This window comes from Halobacterium sp. BOL4-2 (genome assembly GCF_016917835.2).
Lineage (GTDB): Archaea > Halobacteriota > Halobacteria > Halobacteriales > Halobacteriaceae > Halobacterium > Halobacterium salinarum.
Genome location: NZ_CP070332.2, coordinates 248312 through 267970, shown reverse-complemented (window position 1 = coordinate 267970; position 19659 = coordinate 248312). Strand labels below are relative to the sequence as shown.

Sequence of the window (19659 nt, the reverse complement as noted above, 5' to 3'; positions counted from 1 at the left end):
TCGGACGACGACGGGCTACGTGAGAACGCGCAACAGAACCCGGTAGCCGGCGTCGAGCAGGCGGTCCGGGAGGAACCGCGCCAGCACGCCGACGCGACCGGCCTGCGCGACCGGATACCGGGCCGCCGGGTTCGGGCTGACGGCCGCCATAGTGATCACGTCGGCGACGCGCTCGGGAGACACGGCCCCGACGCCGTTGACCGCGCTGGCGTCCTCGAACCACGAGTAGATGCGCTCGTAGCCACCGCTGCGGTCGAGGGCGTCGAGTTCGGCGTCGGCGCGGTCCTGAAACCCGGTGTCGACCGGGCCGGGCTCGACCACGGCGACGTCGATGCCGTGCTCGGCGACCTCGCCCCGGAGCGCGTCGCTCAGCCCCTCCAGGGCGAACTTCGAGCCGTTGTACGCGCCCATGCCCGGCGTGGCCACGCGCCCGGAGACGCTGGAGATGTTCACGATGGTACCCTCCCCGCGCTCCCGCATGTGGGGAAGCGCGGCCCGGACCAGCCGGTGGGGCCCGTAGACGTTCACGTCGAACTGCCGGTGGAGCTTCCGGGGCGGAACGTCCTCCAGCGGGCCGAGCTGTGCGAACCCGGCGTTGTTCACCAGGCAGTCCAGCCGGCCGTGGTCGTCGACGGCGTCGTCGACGACGGCGCGGCACTGCGCGGGCTTGGTCACGTCCAGTTCGGCGGTCTCACAGCCGGTCTCTTCGGCGAGCGCCGCGAGGTCGGCCGTGTCTCGCGCCGTCGCGACGACCCTCCACTCCTCGTCGGTCAGCGACCGTACCGTCGCCGCGCCGACGCCCGACGAACACCCGGTCACGAGTGCGACCTTCTCCATGCGGTGACCCTCGGGGGCCGGGTAATTAACGCTTGAGTAGTCGGCCGGCCACCCGCAGTCACGTCAGGTCGGCAGCGTACTGATCTGCCAGTCGGGTCGGGGCGGGGAGCTTGTATTGGGTGCAGGTAGCTTCGACGAGGTCGGCCGCAGTCCCGGCGCTCACACGGTGGCCGGGGCTAACGTAGAGCGGGTTGATGTGGCGCGTCTCCGGGGTCGGGTACTGGCGGGACTGGAGCGCGTAGCCGACCACGGCGCCGTCCGGGGCGTCCATCGAATCGTCAGCCTCGATCGCTACCCGGGTGCCCGCCGGCAGCGGGTCGGCGAGCGCCGCCGCAGGCGTCCCGCAGAGGAGGCTCTTCGCCACGCCGACCGCCGGCACGTCGAAGAGCACGCCGACGTGCGTGGCGAGACCCGCCTGTCGGTAGTGGATGCGCCCGCTGCCGTCGACCACGAGCAGGTCCGGCTCGACCGACAACGACGACAGCGCGTCGATGACGGCGCTGCCCTCGCGGAACGCCAGCAACCCCGGCACGTAGGGAACGTCCAGCGGCGCGTTGCCCGCAGCGCGCTCGATGACGGCGCCGTCCCGGATCGCGACGGCGGCGCTCACCGAGACCTCGTCGTCGCGGAACGCTTGGTCGACGCCAACCACCACGGGGGCCGCTTCGCCGCTGGTGGTGGCTCCGCCGAGCGCCGCCTGCTCGCCCGGCGGTTCGTCGAGACCGATGCGCTCGGGGGTCAGGCCGTGGTCGTCGGCGAAGTCGGCCACGGCCGCGATGTCGCGCTGGCGGGACGCCATGGCGTCGGTGTCCAACCCGGGGGCCGGGCGGAACTCGGGACGAACGACGCGCATGCGGTCAGCGCCGCCGCCCAGGGCCGCCGGGGCCACCCGGGCCGCCCATTCCGCCGCCGGGACCGCCCCCGAACTGCAGTTCGTTGGGGGCGCGTGCGCCCTCACGTTTGAGCTTCGCGCCGTACAGCAGGCCGATGCCGAGTCCGGCCAGGTGCGCGAGCTGCGCCACACCGCCCGCGCCGATGCCACCGGTGCCCGAGACGAAAATGGAGTACGCCGCGAACAGGCCGGTGGCGAGCCACAGCGGCATCGGGATCACGAAGTAGAGGTAGATGCGAAGCCCCGGGTTCAACAGGGTGAGCACGCCCATCAGCGCCGCGATCGCCCCGCTCGCGCCGAGCGTCGCGGAGAACGCGTCGCTGATCAGGAGCCGGCCGTTCTGGGAGGCGATGACTGCCGGCCCCGGGTTCGCCAGGAGGCTCGCGCCGACTTGCGCCAGTCCGGCCAGGATGCCGGCACCGAGGAACAACGCGACGAACTTCTTCGACCCGATGCGGTCCTCGACGATGGGGCCGAAGAAGTACAACACGATGCTGTTCAACACGATGTGGGAGAACCCACCGTGGGCGAACACGGACGTCACCCACGTCCAGACGTACTCCGGGTGGGCGGTGTTCAGCGTGAAGAGGTTGTACCACGTCGGGGAACGGTCGGTGATCCCGGCCAGGGGCGCGATGCCGTACTGGATGACGAACGTCACCCACATCACCCCGAGGAACAGGAACGCGGCGTTCCCCCGGAAGTACGCCACCAGCCCGCCGGGCCCGGTGTTGATCGGAATCGCGTCGGCGATACCCCCGCCGCCACCACGGGACTGCTGGGTGGCCTGCCCGTCGACGGTGTCGTCGAAGCCGCTGTCGAAGACGCCGTTGGGGTCGCCCCAGTTCTCGAGGCCGGGGCAGTCGTGGTTCTCCGGCAGGCGGTGGTCAGAGCAGTAAGTGCCGCCACAGAGCCGACACTGGTATGGCATCGGTTCCTGTGTGCCACACCGATCACACGTCGCCATCGACACACCGTAGGCGTGGGCTGTGGTTATGGCTTTGGGTCGGCGCGTTGATAGGAGCCGCGTTGCTTTTGCGGGTCGCAGGGCAACCCATCGTATGCGCGAATCAGAGCGGAAACAACTGCTGGCGCGGATCGACAAGGAGACAGCGACGGTGGGCACCTCGATCCCCGACGAGGTCGAGGTACAGGGAGAGACGATCGAGTTGGCGTCGTTCGTCTTCGACGTGAAACGCCACGACACCATCCCCGACGACCTGGAGACGGAGGTCGAGCACGCGAAACAGTCGCTGCGCCGCGAGCGCAAGCAGCGCCGCGAGCGGATCGAAGACGGCGACATCGGCTACGAGACCGGCGACCGGGAGGCCGACGTGATCATCGGGATCGACAGGGCGTTGCACGCCCTGGAGTCACTGGGGGAGACGAACATCGAGGCCGAGGAGCGCGCCCGGGAGACCGCCGACAAGAAGCGCTGGGTGTCGTTCGTTCAGTCAGCGCTCGGCAACTCCTGAACGGTGTGGCGTTCTCGGGCCGCCCCCACGGGGGGCTGTCAGTCGCTGTTTTGCTCCCACCACTCGCAGGCCTCCATGTCGTCCATGCGCTCGTCGTAGAGGCCACAGTACGGCTGCATGCCGTCCTCCGTGTCGACGTAGTCGAAGTGCGTGCAGTTGCCACAGTATTCGTCCGGCCCCGGACCGTCACGGGAGTCCGAGCCGTCGAGCGGCGAGGAGATGTCGGTCTCGGTCGCGCCGCCGTCAGAGACCGACGCTCCCCCGGGCGGGGAGGGTTGCGAGCGCGGGGTCGACTGCGCGCTGGGTTTCGGCTCGGAGGCGTTGGCGCGGGTCTCCTGGGCGGGGTCTTCGACGCCGCCGAACACGCCGACCCCGCCGAACCCCTCGGCGTCGAGGGCTTCCCGGGCGGTTTCGACGTCCGTCGTTGGCACCTCGACGGTGCGCGTTTCGCCGTTCTGTTCGACGGTCATGGTCACGGTGCCGCCCGGATCGTTGCGGGTTTTGAACGTCGCGACCGCGGTGAACAGACACCAGAAGGTGGTGATGATGCCGGCCGCGTAGACGACGATGAACGCCAGCGTCTCGGTGCTGGCGGCCCCGGCGTCGTACCACTTGTAGGGGTAGGCGATGCGGAACAGCATCACGCCGAGAACGGTCAGCCCGGAGCCGAGAGCGGCGGCCGCGCGCTGGAGGCGGTTGGCGGGCAACACCGTGAAGATCCCCACGAAGACGGCGGGGATGCCGAGCCCGCCGAGCACGCCCGCGATCTCACGGCTCTCATAGGTTCCGAACCCCCGCGATAACAGGAGTTCGGTCGCGCCCGCGAGGATTCCTCCGGCCACGAGCAGCGCGCCCGCAGCGAACAGTCCCATGCCGAGATACACCCGGCGGGTGCTCGCTTCGCCGCCACGGCTGTCGTACGCTTCCCCGAGGCTCGTCATGCATTCGCCTTGTCGTCGCAAGGTAAAAACACTACGTCAGACGCGGCCCGCTTCGAAAGCTTGAATCCGAGGCCTCCCGAAGCCGCGGACATGAGCGATGACAACGACGAGGACGCACCCGCCGTCGAACTCGGGGAGGGGGCGCGCGTCGCTGGGGCACCGATCGCGCGCGTGGCGTCCCGGCTGACGTGGGCGCTCCAGAAGAGCGAGGTCGTCCGTAAGGAGGGAGACACGGTGGTTCGGACGCCCGACGGTCCCCGGGATCTGGACGCCGTGCTCGAAGACGTATCGACGCCGTATTTCGAGACGCGCCGCGAGTTCGAGCGCGACGTGCGTGCCGCGATGGGTGCCGGCCCGGTGCCGACTGAGTAACGGCACGAGACGGGACGCTGGTTCCCACCCCACGGGAACCACAGGATAACCATTTTGTCGGGGGACATAGACGATTAGGCATGAACATAACACAGGCATACAAGCGCTCGCTGTGGTGGTCGATGGACGTGGTGGGGGCGACCGGCAGCGTCGAGCGGAAGATGCTGACCGCCGTTGGGCTGCAGTTCCTCGCAGCCGGCGGGATGGCGTTCCTGACCGTGTTCACCGCCGGCACCGTGCAACTGATCGGTGTCGGTGGGATGCTCGCGTTGTCCGTCGTGGCGTTCTACAACACCTACCTCATCGCCGAGGCGGACTTCGTGGAGCCCCTGGTTGCCCTGGAGGACGCCGCCGACGACATCGCGGCCGGGGAGTTCGAGCGCGCGGACATCCCGTCCTCGAAGCGCGACGACGAGATCGCGAGCCTGGTCGCGTCCTTCGATGGGATGCAGTCGAACCTCGAAGTGGCCTCCCGGCAGGCCGACGCACTGGCGCGCCAGGCGTTCGACGACCCCGCACTCGACGAGTCGGTGCCGGGGGCGTTCGGGGAGAGCATCACGGAGATGGCCGACAGCCTCGAAGCGTACACCGCAGAACTGGAGGATAAAACCGCCGAGTTGGAACACCAGCAGGCGGAACTAGAGCGCCAATCCGAGCAGCTGCGGGCGCTGGTGGATGCGCTGTCGGAGGCGACCGACGCCGCGCGCGCCGGGGACTTGACCGCGACCGTGGACGCGGCCGCGCTGGACGTCACCGACGACCATCGGGCGGCGGTTGAGGACTTCAACCAGTTGCTGGAAACGCTTGCGGACACCATCAGTGACATCCAGTCGTTCTCGGACGCGGTGCTTGCGGTGTCACGGACGACCGACGAGCGCGTCGACGCGGTGGCGGACAGGAGCGCGGCCGTGAGCGAGAGCGTCACCGAGATCGCGGACGGCGCGAACCAGCAGACCAACCAGTTGAACAACATCGCCGCCGAGATGGACACCGTCTCCGCGACCGTCGAGGAGATCGCGGCCAGCGCCAACGACGTGGCGAAGACCGCGCAGGCGGCGGCGGACCGCGGCGAGGACGGCCGCGGCGAGGTCGAGGAGACCATCGAGGCGTTGCGCGCGCTGCGCGAGCAGAGCCAGGCCGTCGCGGAGACCGTCGAGTCACTGGCTGCGGAGGTCGAACGCATCGACGGCATCACGGCGCTCATCGAGGACATCGCCGAGGAGACGAACATGCTGGCGTTGAACGCCTCCATCGAGGCCGCCCGCACTGGCTCCGACGGCGACGGGTTCGCGGTCGTCGCCGACGAGGTCAAGGACCTCGCCGAGGAGACCCGCGAGCAGGCGGCCGACATCTCCGAGATCGTCGATGCCGTGACCGAGAAGGCCGAAGACGCCTCGATCGCCATCGGGGAGGTCGACGCCGAGGTCGAGCGCAAGATCACGAAAGCGGAGGGCGTGTTGCGGGATTTCGAGGCGATCGTCGACGAGGTGGCGAACGTCAACCACGCAGTCCAGGAGATTTCGGACGCCACCGACCAGGGCGCGCAGTCGGTCACTGATGTCGTGGGGATGGTCGAGGAGGTCGCGTCGGTCAGCGAGGAGACGGCCGCCGAGTCGGATACGGTGGCGGACAACGCCGCCGAGCAGACGGACGCCACCGACGAGGTCGCCGACCAGATGGACGAGCTGGCCGAGCAGACCGCGGCGCTGGCGGGGATGCTGGATGACTTCACGGTGCCTGCGGACGCGGGCACGGCCGACCAGTCGGTGGCTGATGACAGCCCGACTGCACAGCCTCCGGCGGCGGACGACGAGCCGGCTGCCGCCGTTGTTGACCAGCCACAGCCGGCGAGCGACGCCGAGGACGAGGAGGGGGTTCCGGATTCGGGTGGCGAGTCGGTCGCCGTCAGCGACGGCGGCTGGGCGGACGACAGGTCGTCGTTCACGTGGGCGGACAGCCAGTAGCGGCCCCGCCAGTCAGAAGAGGTGGATGAGTTCGGGTGCGTCGACAGTGGTCGAGAGGTAGGTCAGCCCGAACAGAGTGCCGTTGTAGAGGCCGTGTGTGAGTGCGGGGACAGCGAGGTTGCCGGTTTTCTCGTAGAGCACGCCGAAGACGATGCTCGGCACGAACAGGATGGCGATCGTGGCGGCCGCCGCCGGGAGGCCACCGGAGAGCGCAAGGATGTGTATCGGTGCGAACATCATCGACGCCAGCAGGATCGCCGGCCCGGCGCTGAACCGCTCGCGCAGCGAGCCCTGAATGATGCCGCGGAACAGCAGCTCCTCGCCGGGGCCGACGAGCAGGAACTGGCAGACCACGAGGAGGGGGATGATGCCGGGGTTTTGGGCTGCCGTTTCGCCGACGGAGTTCGGCGCCGTCTCGACGGAGAGCGCGGTGAGCACGATGCTGATGATGAACAGACCCGTGAACGACGCCAAGAACCCGCCGAGGGCGTAGCCGATGTCGCGCAGTGACGGCACCGAGACGTTCAGCAGCGACCAGCCGTCACCCCGCCACCGGAGGTACGCCCACGCGACCAGCGGGAACGACAGCCCTTGGAGTGCGATCAGGGAGACGCCGATCTCGACGATCGGGCCGACGTTCCCCGTGGCTGCCGGGGTGAGCCGCATGTATCCGATCAAGAGTGAGACCGCTAGGATCGATCCGAGGGCGATGGCGACGATAGTGAGGAGGACCGCAATCCCGACCGCCCGAAGCTGTGGACGATACGAAGTGGCCGAGGTCATGCACCAGCGTTGGCGGCGGTGCTCAAAAAACCCCAGTGCTACGGCTCCTCGCGATTGCGGCGGTCCTCGCGCAGCGCCGCGACCTCTCCTTCGAGGTGCTCGACGCGGGCTTCGAGGTCGCTGCCCCCACGATCCGAAACGGCGCGGACGACCCAAACGGTGCCGTAGGCGACTGCTGCGATCAGAATCAGGAGGAAGGCCATGACTGCGAGCTCCATGCCACTCGGGACACTACCGATGAACACTGGGGGGACCATGTGGTCAGCGATGGACAGGGAACTAGATAAAGGTTAGGCGAACTCCGAGAGCGCGCTTTGGACGCCGGCAACCATGTCGGACTTGCGGCGGAGGGCGGCCAGCGAGACCGGGAGGTGGTCGCTGATCTCCGCGACCGCGCCGTGGAAGGTCTCGGCCTCGCCCGGCTGGCCGTCGAAGGCGTTGCGGACGCTCTCCCGGACCTGCCAGACGCCGACGGGTGCCCAGTAGTCGTCGCTGACCTCCCGGAGCACCAGCGCCTTCGCCTGCCGGCCGATGTCCGAGAGGTGTTCAAGGACGCCGAGGCGGGCGGCGTAGTACGCGCCCGCCGTCTCGTCGACGTAGCCGGTCCGGCCCTCGTAGCCCTCGCTGGCGGCCGCCATCCAGAGGTCCCCACCCGGATCCGGGTTCCAGATGCTGCCCGGGGCTTTCATCTCCACGAGTTCGTGCTCCCAGCGACCGGGCGCCAGCACCACCCAGTAGCGGTTCCCCATGTACTCGTTGACGTGGACGGTGACCTCATCGACGCTTGGTGCGTCCCGGATCGTTCCGCGGAGGTACTGGCCGACCGTGTCGTCGACGGCCGTGATCGACCACCGCGTGGGGACGAGGCGGCGGTGGTGGCCCTGCCCGAGCGCGCCCACCGAGAGCACGCGGTTGATCTGGTAGACGTCTAACCCCCGCCGGTAGAGGTACGTCATCGCGCCCTCGGCCGCCCAGTCGTCGTCGGCGAGGGTTTTCTCCACGTACCGCGGCACGTGGGGGTTCTCCCCGAGGGCGGCGGATTCGGCGCTTGCGTTCGGCCCCGACGGCGCGTTCGCCGCCGGGCTCGTGTACTCCTCGCGGTCGAACGTCGGGGCGTCCGACAGCCCGATTTCGACGTCCACCGGCCGGTCGGCCATCGCGACTTCGCGCTGCGTGCCGACGAAGCCGTCCCAAACGTCGTCGACGTTCACGTTCGCCGCCCGACGGGAGTTCAGCAGGCCCGTCCGGTACTGGAGGACGTTGTCGATGCCGAGGCCCTGCTGGTACCACTCGCCGCTCGTCGCGAACTCCGCGGGGTCGGCGTCCCCGGCGACCGGCGAGAGGATGCCCGCCGAGACGTCCGGGTACGCCGACCGCCCGACGAACACCGACGGCGCGGTCGCCCCAACGAGGGTGTCGCCCTGCAGCGCCTCGGTGACGCCCTGTTCGACGTCCGCGACGAAGTCCAGGATCTCGTAGGATTTCTCGGCAGCGAGTTGCTGGCGGCGCTGGTGCTCGCTGTCCGGCTGGAGGTCGTCGATGTACTCGTCGAGGTGCACGCCCGACCGTAGTGTGGCCATTCACTTGACCGCGGCGCTACTGGCGGCCCGTTCCGCCGCAACCAGAACACACCCATCACGGGGGCACGTAGGCGACGATACGACACGCAATCCGTGTCGTATGTCACACGCTTGGCGGCCCGGATCGAGCGGGCGGCTGTCAGTCCGCCTGCGCTTGCCACTCTCGGATCGTGTCGGCACTGACCCCCGAGACCGCGTCGGCGATCCCCTCCGGGTCGGCGTCGGCGAGCGCGCCGACGTCCTCGACCCCGGCCGATTCGAGTTTTGCAGCGGTTTTCGGACCGACGCCGTCCAGTGCTTCGAGTCCCTGCTGGCGCTGGCGGGCCTGGTACTCCTCGTAGTTGCAGATGGGGCAGCCGAGCTCCCAGGGGTCGTCGTCGTCCTCGCCGTCGTGGACGACGAGTTCGGGGAGGTCGTGCTCGTCGCAGTACGTCTCCGTGACCTCGATGTCGCCGCGTCGGGGCAGCGGCAGCGAGTACTCGCAGTCCGGGTAGCGGTCGCAGCCGACGAGCCGGCTGCCCGACTGGAGCTGCTTGATGGCGAGTTCGCCGCCGTGGGGTTCGCCGCAGTCCGGACACGGCCCGATGAGTCGGTCCTCGGACTCGTCGGCCGCCTCGGCCGCGCACAGCGGGCAGCCGTGGACGAACGTGTTCCGGCCGGCGAGCATCTTCACGTCGTGGAGGTCGTGGTCCTCACAGACGGCGTCCATGACGAGTGGGTCGCCGGTCGACGGCAGCGGGAGTGTGAACTGGCACTCCGGGTAGCCATCGCAGCCCACGAAATGCGATCCGGTGCGGGACTGCCGGAGCAACAGCGTGTCGCCACACTCCGGACAGGGGCCGAGTGATTTGTCGGCCTTCAGTGACGTGCGGAGGTGGTCGCCGATCTCAGCCCGGGAGGCGGTGAGTTCGTCGAACACCCGGTCGAGCATCTCCCGGGACTCCGTGGTCACGTCGTCGAGTGTCGTTTCGCCGTCGGCGATGGCGGTCATGTCCGCCTCCAGTTGGCTGGTCATCTCCTCGCTGACCACGACATCGGCGTAGTCCTCGGCGGCCTCCACGACCGCCTCCGCGAGCGTCGTCGGCCGCGGGGGGTCGTTCTCGATGTAGCCGCGGTCGTAGAGCTTCTCGATGGTGTTGTGCCGCGTGGACTTCGTCCCGATGTCCATCGACTCCATCGTCTCGATGAGCCGACTCTGCCCGTACCGGCGCGGTGGCTGGGTCTGTTTGGCGTCCAGTCGGGCGTCGGTGATGGCGAGCGTGTCGCCCTCCTCGACGGGCGGCACGTGGTTCTCGGAGCTGTCGTAGTACGGGTAGACCGCGTGGTAGCCCGACTCGACGAGGCGTTTCCCGTTGGCCTTCAGGGACTCGCCGTCGGCGTCCGCGGTGACGCGGAGATGCGCCCACTCGGCGGGCGCGGCGACCGTCGCGAAGAACCGCCGCACGACGAGTTCGTAGACCGCCCATTCGTCCTCGGAGAGCTGATTGCGGTCGGGGAAGTCCGTTGTCGGATGGATCGGCGGGTGGTCGGTGGTCTCCTCGTCGCCGCTGGTCGGCGAGAGGCGGTCCTGGTCGAGCAGCGAATCGGCGTCGTCGCCGAACACCGTCTGCTGGAAGGCTTCCAACAGGTCGCGCTCGTCGAGGTCGTCGGGGTAGACGGTGTTGTCGGTGCGGGGGTACGTGATGTAGCCCGCGGTGTAGAGGTCCTCGGCGATGCTCATCGCACGGCCCGCCGAGTAGCCAAGCGAGCCCGCGGCGCGGATGAACTGCGTGGTATTGAACGGCGCGGGCGGATCGTCGGTGCGAGTCCGGCGGGAGACGGAGTCGACGACCGCCTCGCCGGCCTGCCGGAGGGCGTCGAACGCGGCGTCGGCGTCGCCCTCGTTCCAGACGCGCTCGGCCTCGGTGCCGTCCGCGGGGTCCTCGTAGAAGTACTGCGCCTCGAAGGTCGTCTGGTCTTTCCGGAGGTCCGCGAACAGCTCCCAGTAGTCGTCGGGGTCGAACGCCTCGATCTCGCGTTCCTTGTCCACGATGAGCTTCAGCGTGGGCGACTGCACCCGGCCCACGGAGATGAAGTCCTCGCCCATCTGGCCCGCCGACAGCGACAGGAACCGGGTCAGCGACGCCCCCCACATCAGGTCGACGATCTGGCGGGCTTCGCCGGCGGCCGCGAGGTCGAAGTCGATGTCATCGGGGTCCGCGAACGCCGACCGCACCTCGGTGTCCGTGATCGAGGAGAACCGCACGCGGTTGACCGGTGCCTGCTCGTTCACCTCGCGGACGAGCTCGTAGGCCTCCTTCCCGATGAGCTCGCCCTCGCGGTCGTAGTCGGTCGCGATGACCACGTCGTCGGCCTCCCGAGCGAGCCGCTGGAGCGCGTTCACGATGTCCTCCTGGGTCGGGTCTTTCACCACGTCGGCGTGGATCAGTTCCGCGGGCTCGACGTCCCGCCAGTCGTTGTACTCCGGCGGGAAATCAACCCCGACGACGTGGCCGGACAGCCCGATGCAGCGCCGGCCACCCCACTCGTAGACGTTCACGCCCGCGGTCTGTGTCGTCGACGCCCCTCCCTCGGAGAGGATGTCGGCGATGCGCCGCGCGGCGTTGTTCTTCTCTGTGACGATGAGTTCCACGGTGTGCTACCTCCACCCCTGCGGGTGTCGTTGGGGACTGTACGCTGGGACTCCGGGTAAAGATTTCGTACGCGAGAACCGCAGGCAAGCGTCGGGACAAGGCGCGCTCGGGCGTTCGCGATGCCGGGTGGCCGTGGGTGCGCAGGCGAGTGCTCGCGCGGCCGCTCGCAGCGCCTGCGATCGCACGAAAGAACTACCCCCATGGGTTGTCTCACCACGCGTATGAACCGCTACCAGTACGCTCGCGTTCTCGGGCTCGTACTCGCCGTGCTCGGGGCGTGTGTCGTCGCCCTCTCGTACCCGCCGCCGAGCTGGCTCGCCGCAGAAGCCGTGCTTCTCATCGCCGCCGGTGTGCTCATGATACTCTCCGGGACGCCGAGCGCGCTCCGTGACCGCGTCGGTCCCCACCGACTGCTCGGCGCGGGGAACGCCGTACTCGGCGCGTGGCTGGTCGTCTCCAAGCTGGGTGACACCGGAACCGACGCCGAGCTCGCGTACGCCATCGCCGTCGGGCTGGGCGGCGCAAGCCTTGCGTTCGTCGGGCTGGCGTACGTCTTCCGGCCGGGCGACTTCGGCCTCGGGTCGGACGGCTTCCCCGAGTGATGTCGGTCGGGTCCAGAGGCACAGCAGAGTTATCCCGACGCCGGCTGTCGTCGCCACCGTGACGTGGAGCGAAGCGACACCGGTGTTCGGGGCGTTCCTGGTGTGTCTCGGGAGCGGGCTGCTCGCGGTGTCGGCCGTCTCGGGCCACCCAGCCGGACTCACCGAACAGTCGGGGCTGCTCGTCGCGGCCGGCGTCGCGTTCGTCCTCGCTGGCACCCCGGAGAGACGCCCCGAGTTCGTCGACGAACACTGGCTCGCGGGTGCGGGGTACACCACACTCGGCGTGGTCATGCTCATCTCCGGATACACCAAAACCGGGTTTGGAGCCACGCTGGCGGCGGGGACCGGCACCGGCTGGCTGCTCGCCGGCTGCCTCAGTGTCGCTCTCGGTGTCGGCACTGGTGTGCGGCCAGCAGTCGTCGGGTCCGACCGGACGGACGCAGGATCGTAGCCGCCAGCGGCGGCGAAGGCGAGCGATGAGAGGTCGCGGCGAGGGTTACGCCTGCGCCAGTTCGTCGCGCAGCAGTTCGTTGACCTGGCCGGGGTCGGCGCTGCCGCCGGTCTTCGCCATCACCTGTCCGACGAGGAAGTTCAAGGCGTCGCCCTCGCCGTCATGGTAGTCCGCGACGGCGTCGGGGTTCTCCGCGATGGCCTCGGCGACGGCGTCCGCGACCGCGTCCCCCGAGGTCTTCCCGAGTCCCTCGGCATCGACGATCTCGTCCGGGGCTCGGTCCTCGTCGAGCATCGTGCGCAGCACGACTTCCTCGGCGTTCTTCGCCGTGATCTCGTCCTCGGCGACGAGCTCGACGAGGCGTTCGAACTCGTCGTCGCGGTCGGCCACGTCGTCCAGCGAGAGGTCGCGGTAGTTGAGCTCGCCCAGAACGTTGTCCGCGACCCAGGTCGCGGCGAGGGCGGCGTCGTACTCGTCGGCGAGTTCCTCGAAGAGGTCCGCGACGGCTTTCCGGGAGGTGAGCTTCGACGCCGTCTCGTCGCCGACCCCGTACTCGGTCCGGAAGCGCTCGCGGCGCGCGTCCGGCAGCTCCGGGATCGGGATCTCGTCTTTCCAGTCAGAGACCTCCAGGGGCGGGATGTCGGCCTCCCGGAAGTACCGGTAATCTTTCTCCTCCTCCTTGGAGCGCATCGAGACGGTGACGCCGCGGGCCTCGTCCCAGTGGCGGGTCTCCTGGGCGACCGCCATCCCGCGTTCGAGCTGGTTGCGCTGGCGCGTGGTCTCGTAGGCAAGCGCCTTCTGGGCGGCGCGGTGACTGGAGATGTTTTTCACTTCGGTCCGGTTCGCGGCTTCGAGCACGTCGTCGCTGGGACCGCCCTCGCCGGCGAGTTCCGCGCTGTCCACCATCGAGATGTTGGCGTCGACGCGCAGGCTGCCGTCGCGTTCGGCGTCGAAGACGCCGAGGTACTCCAGGACCGACGTGAGCTTCGCGAGGAACGACCGGACTTCCTCGGCGGCCCGGAAGTCCGGCCGGGTGACGATCTCCATCAGGGGCGTGCCGGCGCGGTTGTAGTCCACGAGCGTGTAGTCGGCGTCCTCGATGCTGCCGCCGACGTGCTGGAGGCTGCCGGGGTCCTCTTCGAGGTGCGCGCGCTCGATGCCGATGGCGCGCCGGTCGTCGGCGGTGCCGACCTCGAGTTCGCCGTCCTGGCAGATCGGGGCGTCGTACTGCGTGATCTGGAACCCCTTGGGGAGGTCGGGGTAGAAGTAGTTCTTCCGGTGGAAGCGCGTTCGCTCGGGGATGTCGGCGTCGATCGCTTTCCCGAGTTTCACGGCGGCTTCGACGGCCCCCTCGTTCAGTGTCGGGAGCGCCCCCGGAAGCCCGAGGCAGACCGGACAGGTGTGCGTGTTCGGGTCTGCGTCGTCGGTGTCCGTCGAACACCCACAGAAGATCTTGGTGTCCGTCTCCAGTTGCACGTGGACCTCCAGCCCGATGATGGCCGTGAGATCCCGTTCGGCTGCCTGCGCACTCATTACCAACGGATTCTCGGTGCGTCCGCTTAGGAGTAACGAAGCCCCGAACCCACAACCAGTCGAATCTCTAATAGGTGTCTGACGCACGTCCGATACATCCTTTTACGTATCGAGGCCGGTTCCCAGGATATGAGCGACGACGCCACCGACCTCGAAGACCGAGTCGCTGAACTGGAAGCGACCGTGCGCGGCCTCACCGAGGAGCTGGTCGATGCGGGCGAACGCATCCGGGCGCTCGAAGCCGAACTCGACCAGCCACCGTCAACCGACGCGCTCAGGCAGGCCCGCGACCAGTCCGCCATCGAGCCGGCCGACGACCAGCCAGCCGACGGGACGGACGCCGACGACACCGAGGACGACGCCGCCACCGACGACACCGACGACTCCGGGCTCGACGACATCATCGTCGCTTGAGGCTGGCCGCCCCCTTTGCACATGTACATAGAGGAACTCGTCGTTGAGAACTTCAAGAGCTTCGCAGGGACCACCCGAATCCCGTTCTACGAGGACTTCACGACGATCAGTGGTCCCAACGGCTCCGGGAAGTCGAACATCATCGACGCCATACTGTTCGCGCTTGGGTTGGCCCGCACCACCGGGATGCGCGCCGAAACGCTCACTGATCTCATCTACAACCCCGCTCACGAGGGCGCTGATGGAGCCGCGGGGCCGACGGAGGCCAGCGTCGAAGTCGTGTTGAACAACGACGCGGGCGTGGTCTCCCGGTCGCAGGTGACCACCGCCGCCGGCTCCGAGAACGTCGGCAGCGTGGACACCATCACGATCAAGCGCCGCGTCAAGCGCACCGACGACAGCCACTACTCGTACTACTACCTGAACGACCGGTCGGTGAACCTCGCGGACATCCAAGAGCTGCTCGCGCAGGCCGGGATCGCCCCGGAGGGATACAACGTGGTGATGCAGGGTGACGTCACTGGCATCATCAACATGACCGCCGGCGAGCGCCGCGAGATCATCGACGAGATCGCGGGTGTCGCGGAGTTCGACGCGAAGAAGCGCGACGCGTTCGAGGAGTTGGACGTCGTCGAGGAGCGCATCGGGGAGGCGGAGCTGAAGATCGACGAGAAGCGCGACCGCCTCGACCGCCTCGCCGACGAGCGCGAGACCGCCCTCGAATACCAGGACCTGCAGGAGGAAAAACAGGAGTACGAGGGGTACGCCAAGGCCGCCGAGTTGGAGGAGAGGCGCGCCGACCTGTCGTCGACGCGGGCGGACATCGACGAACAGGAGCGCGAGTTGGAGGGGCTCACCGCCGAGTTGGACGAGCGCCGCGACACCGTGGGCCGCATCGAAGCGGATTTGGCGGCGTTGAACGCCGAGATCGAGCGCAAGGGTGAGGACGAACAGCTCGCGATCAAGCGCGAGATCGAGGAGATCAAAGGCGAGGTGTCGCGGCTCGAAGACACGGTCGCGGCCTGCGAGGATCGCGTCCAGGACGCGGACGCCGAGCGCCGAGAGGCGGTCGTCGAGATCGACCGCAAACGCGAGCGGATCGACGCCCTTGAGACCGACATCAGGGAGGTGAAAGTCCAGAAGGCGTCGGTGACCGCGGAGATCCAGGAGCGCCGCGACGAGCTCGCCGACATCGAAGCCGAGATCGAGTCCGTGGACACCGAGTTCGACGAGCTGAAAGCCGCGCTCGCGGACGAGAAGACCGCCCTGGAGGACGCCAAACGCGAGCGCAACGACCACCAGCGGGAGCAAGACCGACTGCTGGACGAGGCCAAACGCCGCAGCGAGGAGCTGGCCGACGCCGAGGCCGACTTGGAGGACGCCCGGGCCGAGCTCCCCGAGGTGGACGCCACGCTGGACGAGCTCGCGGACGAACTGGAGAAGGCAACGCGGAACCGCGAGCAGATCGTCGACGTGGTCGAGGACCTCAAACAGGAGAAACGCCAGCGCCAAGAGGACCTCGCGGCGGTCGAGGACGAGCTGTCGGCGGCCCAAGAGGAGTACGCGCGCCTGGAGGCGCAGGCCGACCAGTCGGGAGATTCCTCGTACGGGAAGGCGGTGACGACGGTGCTGAACGACGACCGGGACGGCGTGCACGGCACTGTCGGCCAGTTGGGTGGCGTGCGCGAGCAGTACGCGACCGCCTGCGAGACGGCTGCGGGCGGGCGGCTGGCGAACGTGGTGGTGGACGACGACGGCGTCGGGCAGCGCTGCATCGAGTACCTCAAGCAGCGCAACGCCGGCCGCGCGACGTTCCTCCCGATCACCGAGATGCAGCAGCGGTCGCTGCCGAGCGCGCCGGCGATGCCCGGCGTGGTGGACTTCGCGTACGACCTCGTGGACTTCGACGAGCGGTACGCGCCGGTGTTCTCGTACGTGTTGGGGAGTACGCTGGTCGTGGAGAACATGGAGACCGCACGCGACCTGATGGGCGAGTTCCGGCTCGTGACGCTGGCGGGCGATCTCGTCGAGAAATCCGGTGCGATGACCGGGGGGAGTCGGTCGGGGTCGCGGTATTCGTTTTCGAAATCCGGGAAGGGGCAGCTCGAACGGGTCGCCGAGCGCATCCAGGGTCTCGAAGACGACCGCGAGGACTGCCGCCAGGAGGTCCGCGAGATCGACCAGCGCCTGGATTCGGCGCGGGACCGCCGCCAGGACGCCACCGAGCAGGTGCGGACGATCCAGGCCGACATCGAGGCCGCCGAGGCCGACCGGGAGGCCGCCGTGGAGCGCATCGCGGACCTCGAAACGCGCATCGAGGAGCTGCAGGACGAGCGCGAGGCCGTCGACGCGGAGATGCAGACCGTCGACGCGGAGATCGACGCACAGCAGGAGACGATCGCAGCCATCGAGGCCGAGATCGAGTCGTTGGAGGCGGAGTTGGCGGAGTCGAGGATCCCCGAGCTCACCGCCGAAAAGGAAGACATCGAGGCGACCGTCGCGGACCTAGAGGGTCGTGTCGACGAGCTCGATGGCGAGCTGAACAGCCTCACGCTCGAAAAAGAGTACGCCGAGGACGCCGTCGAGGACCTCCAGGCTGACGTGGCCGACGCCGAGAGCCGGAAAGCCGACGAGCAGGCGCGAATCGAGGCGTTGAACGGCGACATCGAGGCCAAGCAGGCGGAGCTCGCTGAGAAGGAGGCGGCGGTTGAGGACCTCGAAGCCGAGCTGGCGGACCTGAAACGCGACCGCGAGGAGCGCAAGGCCGACCTCAGTGAGGCCGAAGACGCCCGCGACGAGCAGGCGGCCGCGGTCGAGGACGCACGACACCGCCTGGAGCGCCTGCAGGCGGCAGCGCAGACGCTCAGCGAGGAGGTCGCGGAGCTGGACGACGCCGTCGGGGAGTACGATCCGGCGGAGATTCCGGACGCCGACGTGGTCGCCGAGAACGTCGAGCGCCTCGGCGCGCGCATGGAGGCGTTGGAGCCGGTGAACATGCTCGCGATCGACGAGTACGAGTCGGTCGCCGACACCCTCGATAGCCTGGAGGCGCAGCGAGCGACGCTCACCGAGGAGGCCGACGGGATTCGGGAGCGCATCGCGCGCTACGACGAGCAGAAGAAGTCGACGTTCATGGCGGCGTTCGAGGCGATCAACGACCACTTCCAGCGCATCTTCTCGCGGTTGTCAGCCGGCACCGGTGGGCTCGAACTCGAAACCCCCGACGACCCCTTCGACGGGGGGTTGACGATGAAGGCACAGCCCGGGGACAAACCCGTCCAGCGGTTGGACGCGATGAGCGGCGGCGAGAAGTCGCTGACCGCGCTGGCGTTCATTTTCGCCATTCAGCGCCACACCCCCGCGCCGTTCTACGCGCTGGATGAGGTGGACGCGTTCCTCGACGCGGTGAACGCGGATCGCGTCGGCGAGCTCGTGGACGAGCTTGCGGGCGACGCGCAGTTCGTCGTGGTCAGCCATCGGTCGGCGATGCTCGACCGCTCCGAGCGCGCCATCGGGGTGACGATGCAGGCTGACAACCGCAGCATCGTCACCGGCATCGACCTCTCGGCGCAGGGGGCGGTCACGGATGACTGATCGGGACGCGGTGCCGGTGGCCAGTCCCGGCCACGAGGAGCGGAGTGACGCCGACGGCGATGCGGTCGAGCCGGTGGCGGTGCTGGTGCGGTTGGCCGAGCGCGGCGAGATCGAGCCCTGGGACATCGACATCGTCGCGGTGACCGACAAGTTCCTGGCGGCACTCGACGAGGCTGATCTGCGGACGTCGGGGCGGGCGCTGTTCTACGCCAGCGTGCTGTTGCGGATGAAAAGCGAGGCGATGCTGGACGACGACGACGACGAGGACGCCGACGACGGTGACGACGAGCGCGCGCCCTGGGAGCCGCCGGACGGGGACGACGCACAGCCGGCGTCGGATCCGGTGGCGTCCCTGGAGGCCGAAATGGAGCGGCGCCTGGACCGCAAGCAGGCGCGGGGCAGCCCACGGACGCTGGACGAGCTCGTGCGCGAGCTCCGGGAGGCCGAGCGGGGGTCGTGGTGGAAGGAGTCCAGGGAGTACGACACCAGCGACAGCCCACAGGGGTTCCGGCGGGGCGTCAATGAGATGGAGTACCGCAGCGGTGACGCGGGCCGGATGGCTGACGAGCCAACCACCGCGGAGACGCTCGGGAACGCCCACGGGGAGGACATCGAGGCCACGATCACCGACGTCCGGGGGGCGCTCGCCGCGCAGTACGAGGCCGGCCGGGACGAGGTGTTGTACGCCGAGATCGCGGCTGCCGGGCCGTCCCGAGTGGAGACGTTTCTGGCGGTGTTGTTTCTCGCACACCGGGGCGCGGTCACGCTCGCCCAAGACGAGTTGTTCGGCGACCTCTGGGTGCAGGCGACCGAGGAGTTCCCCGCGCAGGCGGCGACAGTGCCGCCGGCGTGAGAGGCTACAGCTGGAACCAGCCGGTCTCCCGGCCGGAGCTGTGGAGGTGCCAGCGCTGGCGGGCGTGTTGGCCGGCCGTCGTTTCGATCTCGACGGTCGCGTCGAACAGCGGCTCGATGGTTCCGAGCACGTCGTCGTCGGCCGACGCCGAGACGTGGACGTGGCCCATGCCGTCGACGCGCCGGATCGCGCCACAGAGCAAGTGTAGGAACCGGAACAGCTCGGTTTCCGCGATGGTGCCGGCGGTGGTGGCGTCGATGTAGGTGTCGAGGCGGTCGAGGCAGACGCGGAGCTCACCCGGGCCGTCGGCGTCCGCAGCCACCCGGTCGATGGCGGCCTTGGTTGTGGTGTAGACGGCCTCCAGATCCAGGTGATCGGGGGCGCGCTCGTACCACTCCGTGGTGGCAGTCGGGCCGGTGGGGGCGGCGCTGGTCGTCGTGGTTGTGCTTCGCGTGTCGGAAGTGGCGTCGACGACGGCGAACGATCCGGGATCCGTGCGTCGTGGGCGGTGGCGCGTGAGGATCGTCGGAACGTCGACTGCTGTCGAGAGGAAGACGTGGCTGCGGTCGAGCTCGGGAGCGCCGAGCAGGCGCTCGCAGGCGGTGCCGTGGCCGGGCGCGTCACTGGCGACAAGCAGTGTACAGCCGCCGCGTTTCAACTCGGCGAGCTCCGCCGAGAACGCCTGTGCATCCACGTCACCCTGCATATACACTAACGAAGTCGGCTCACGTATTT

At 68.7% G+C, this 19659-nt stretch carries 18 protein-coding genes; 8 read left to right on the top strand and 10 right to left on the bottom strand.

Annotated elements, in window-relative coordinates; translation table 11 throughout:
* Positions 1-15: 15 nt before the first annotated feature.
* The 3 genes from JRZ79_RS14540 to JRZ79_RS14530 are packed head-to-tail and all read right to left on the bottom strand — an operon-like array spanning position 16 to position 2696.
* Complete coding sequence (locus tag JRZ79_RS14540; RefSeq protein ID WP_205251455.1) at positions 16-837, bottom strand: SDR family oxidoreductase; 822 nt, start codon at positions 835-837, stop codon at positions 16-18.
* Positions 838-895: 58 nt separating this feature from the next.
* Positions 896-1690 carry an endonuclease V gene (locus tag JRZ79_RS14535; RefSeq protein ID WP_010902222.1) on the bottom strand — a complete coding sequence of 265 codons (795 nt, stop codon included), beginning with the start codon at positions 1688-1690 and terminating at the stop codon, positions 896-898.
* A 4-nt stretch (positions 1691-1694) separates the two neighbouring features.
* Positions 1695-2696, bottom strand: a complete 1002-nt coding sequence (locus tag JRZ79_RS14530; protein WP_010902221.1) for a rhomboid family intramembrane serine protease — start codon at positions 2694-2696, stop codon at positions 1695-1697.
* Between the two features lie 94 nt (positions 2697-2790).
* Between JRZ79_RS14530 and JRZ79_RS14525 the strand changes: the two genes are divergently transcribed.
* Positions 2791-3204, top strand: a complete 414-nt coding sequence (locus JRZ79_RS14525) for a DUF5788 family protein (RefSeq protein ID WP_205251454.1) — start codon at positions 2791-2793, stop codon at positions 3202-3204.
* A 38-nt stretch (positions 3205-3242) separates the two neighbouring features.
* On the opposite strand, the gene JRZ79_RS14520 is transcribed toward JRZ79_RS14525, so the two are convergent.
* On the bottom strand, positions 3243-4145 hold the full coding sequence (locus tag JRZ79_RS14520) for a hypothetical protein (protein ID WP_010902219.1): 903 nt from the start codon (positions 4143-4145) through the stop codon (positions 3243-3245).
* A gap of 90 nt (positions 4146-4235) precedes the next feature.
* On the opposite strand from JRZ79_RS14520, the gene JRZ79_RS14515 reads away from it, so the two are divergent.
* A complete protein-coding gene (locus JRZ79_RS14515; RefSeq protein WP_012289142.1) occupies positions 4236-4517 on the top strand; it encodes a DUF5789 family protein in 282 nt (93 codons plus the stop codon).
* 80 nt (positions 4518-4597) lie between these two features.
* Entirely contained in the window at positions 4598-6481 is a 1884-nt protein-coding gene (mpcT, locus tag JRZ79_RS14510; protein ID WP_205251453.1) for a chemotaxis signal transducer protein MpcT, read from the top strand.
* Positions 6482-6493: 12 nt separating this feature from the next.
* Here mpcT and JRZ79_RS14505 read toward each other — a convergent pair whose 3' ends face one another.
* From JRZ79_RS14505 to JRZ79_RS14490, 4 genes are all read right to left on the bottom strand, one after another.
* Positions 6494-7264, bottom strand: a complete 771-nt coding sequence (locus JRZ79_RS14505) for a type II CAAX endopeptidase family protein (protein ID WP_205251452.1) — start codon at positions 7262-7264, stop codon at positions 6494-6496.
* A 38-nt stretch (positions 7265-7302) separates the two neighbouring features.
* Positions 7303-7521, bottom strand: a complete 219-nt coding sequence (locus JRZ79_RS14500) for a hypothetical protein (protein WP_205252421.1) — start codon at positions 7519-7521, stop codon at positions 7303-7305.
* A gap of 33 nt (positions 7522-7554) precedes the next feature.
* The gene (gene nreA, locus JRZ79_RS14495) at positions 7555-8823 is read right to left on the bottom strand and encodes a DNA repair protein NreA (protein ID WP_205252756.1); all 1269 of its coding nucleotides are present in this window, start codon (positions 8821-8823) and stop codon (positions 7555-7557) included.
* A 160-nt stretch (positions 8824-8983) separates the two neighbouring features.
* Entirely contained in the window at positions 8984-11476 is a 2493-nt protein-coding gene (locus JRZ79_RS14490; protein ID WP_205252420.1) for a DNA topoisomerase I, read from the bottom strand.
* Between the two features lie 222 nt (positions 11477-11698).
* On the opposite strand from JRZ79_RS14490, the gene JRZ79_RS14485 reads away from it, so the two are divergent.
* Both JRZ79_RS14485 and JRZ79_RS14480 read left to right on the top strand, forming a co-directional pair.
* Positions 11699-12079 (top strand): hypothetical protein, encoded by a 381-nt coding sequence (locus JRZ79_RS14485; RefSeq protein ID WP_229373391.1) that lies wholly within the window; start codon positions 11699-11701, stop codon positions 12077-12079.
* A 58-nt stretch (positions 12080-12137) separates the two neighbouring features.
* On the top strand, positions 12138-12530 hold the full coding sequence (locus JRZ79_RS14480; protein WP_205252419.1) for a hypothetical protein: 393 nt from the start codon (positions 12138-12140) through the stop codon (positions 12528-12530).
* 45 nt (positions 12531-12575) lie between these two features.
* Here JRZ79_RS14480 and gatB read toward each other — a convergent pair whose 3' ends face one another.
* Positions 12576-14063: an Asp-tRNA(Asn)/Glu-tRNA(Gln) amidotransferase subunit GatB gene (gene gatB / locus JRZ79_RS14475; RefSeq protein WP_010902210.1), complete on the bottom strand. Its 1488-nt coding sequence runs from the start codon at positions 14061-14063 to the stop codon at positions 12576-12578.
* 129 nt (positions 14064-14192) lie between these two features.
* On the opposite strand from gatB, the gene JRZ79_RS14470 reads away from it, so the two are divergent.
* From JRZ79_RS14470 to JRZ79_RS14460, 3 genes are read left to right on the top strand one after another with little or no spacing between them, the layout of a single operon-like run.
* Complete coding sequence (locus tag JRZ79_RS14470) at positions 14193-14477, top strand: hypothetical protein (RefSeq protein ID WP_205251447.1); 285 nt, start codon at positions 14193-14195, stop codon at positions 14475-14477.
* A gap of 21 nt (positions 14478-14498) precedes the next feature.
* Positions 14499-18071 carry a chromosome segregation protein SMC gene (gene smc, locus JRZ79_RS14465; RefSeq protein ID WP_205252418.1) on the top strand — a complete coding sequence of 1191 codons (3573 nt, stop codon included), beginning with the start codon at positions 14499-14501 and terminating at the stop codon, positions 18069-18071.
* Positions 18064-18924: a ScpA family protein gene (locus tag JRZ79_RS14460; protein WP_205251445.1), complete on the top strand. Its 861-nt coding sequence runs from the start codon at positions 18064-18066 to the stop codon at positions 18922-18924. Before smc ends, JRZ79_RS14460 begins: the two co-directional genes overlap by 8 nt.
* A gap of 4 nt (positions 18925-18928) precedes the next feature.
* Here the strand turns inward: JRZ79_RS14460 and JRZ79_RS14455 are convergent, their stop codons facing one another.
* Positions 18929-19630, bottom strand: a complete 702-nt coding sequence (locus JRZ79_RS14455) for a hypothetical protein (RefSeq protein ID WP_010902206.1) — start codon at positions 19628-19630, stop codon at positions 18929-18931.
* Positions 19631-19659: the final 29 nt, after the last annotated feature.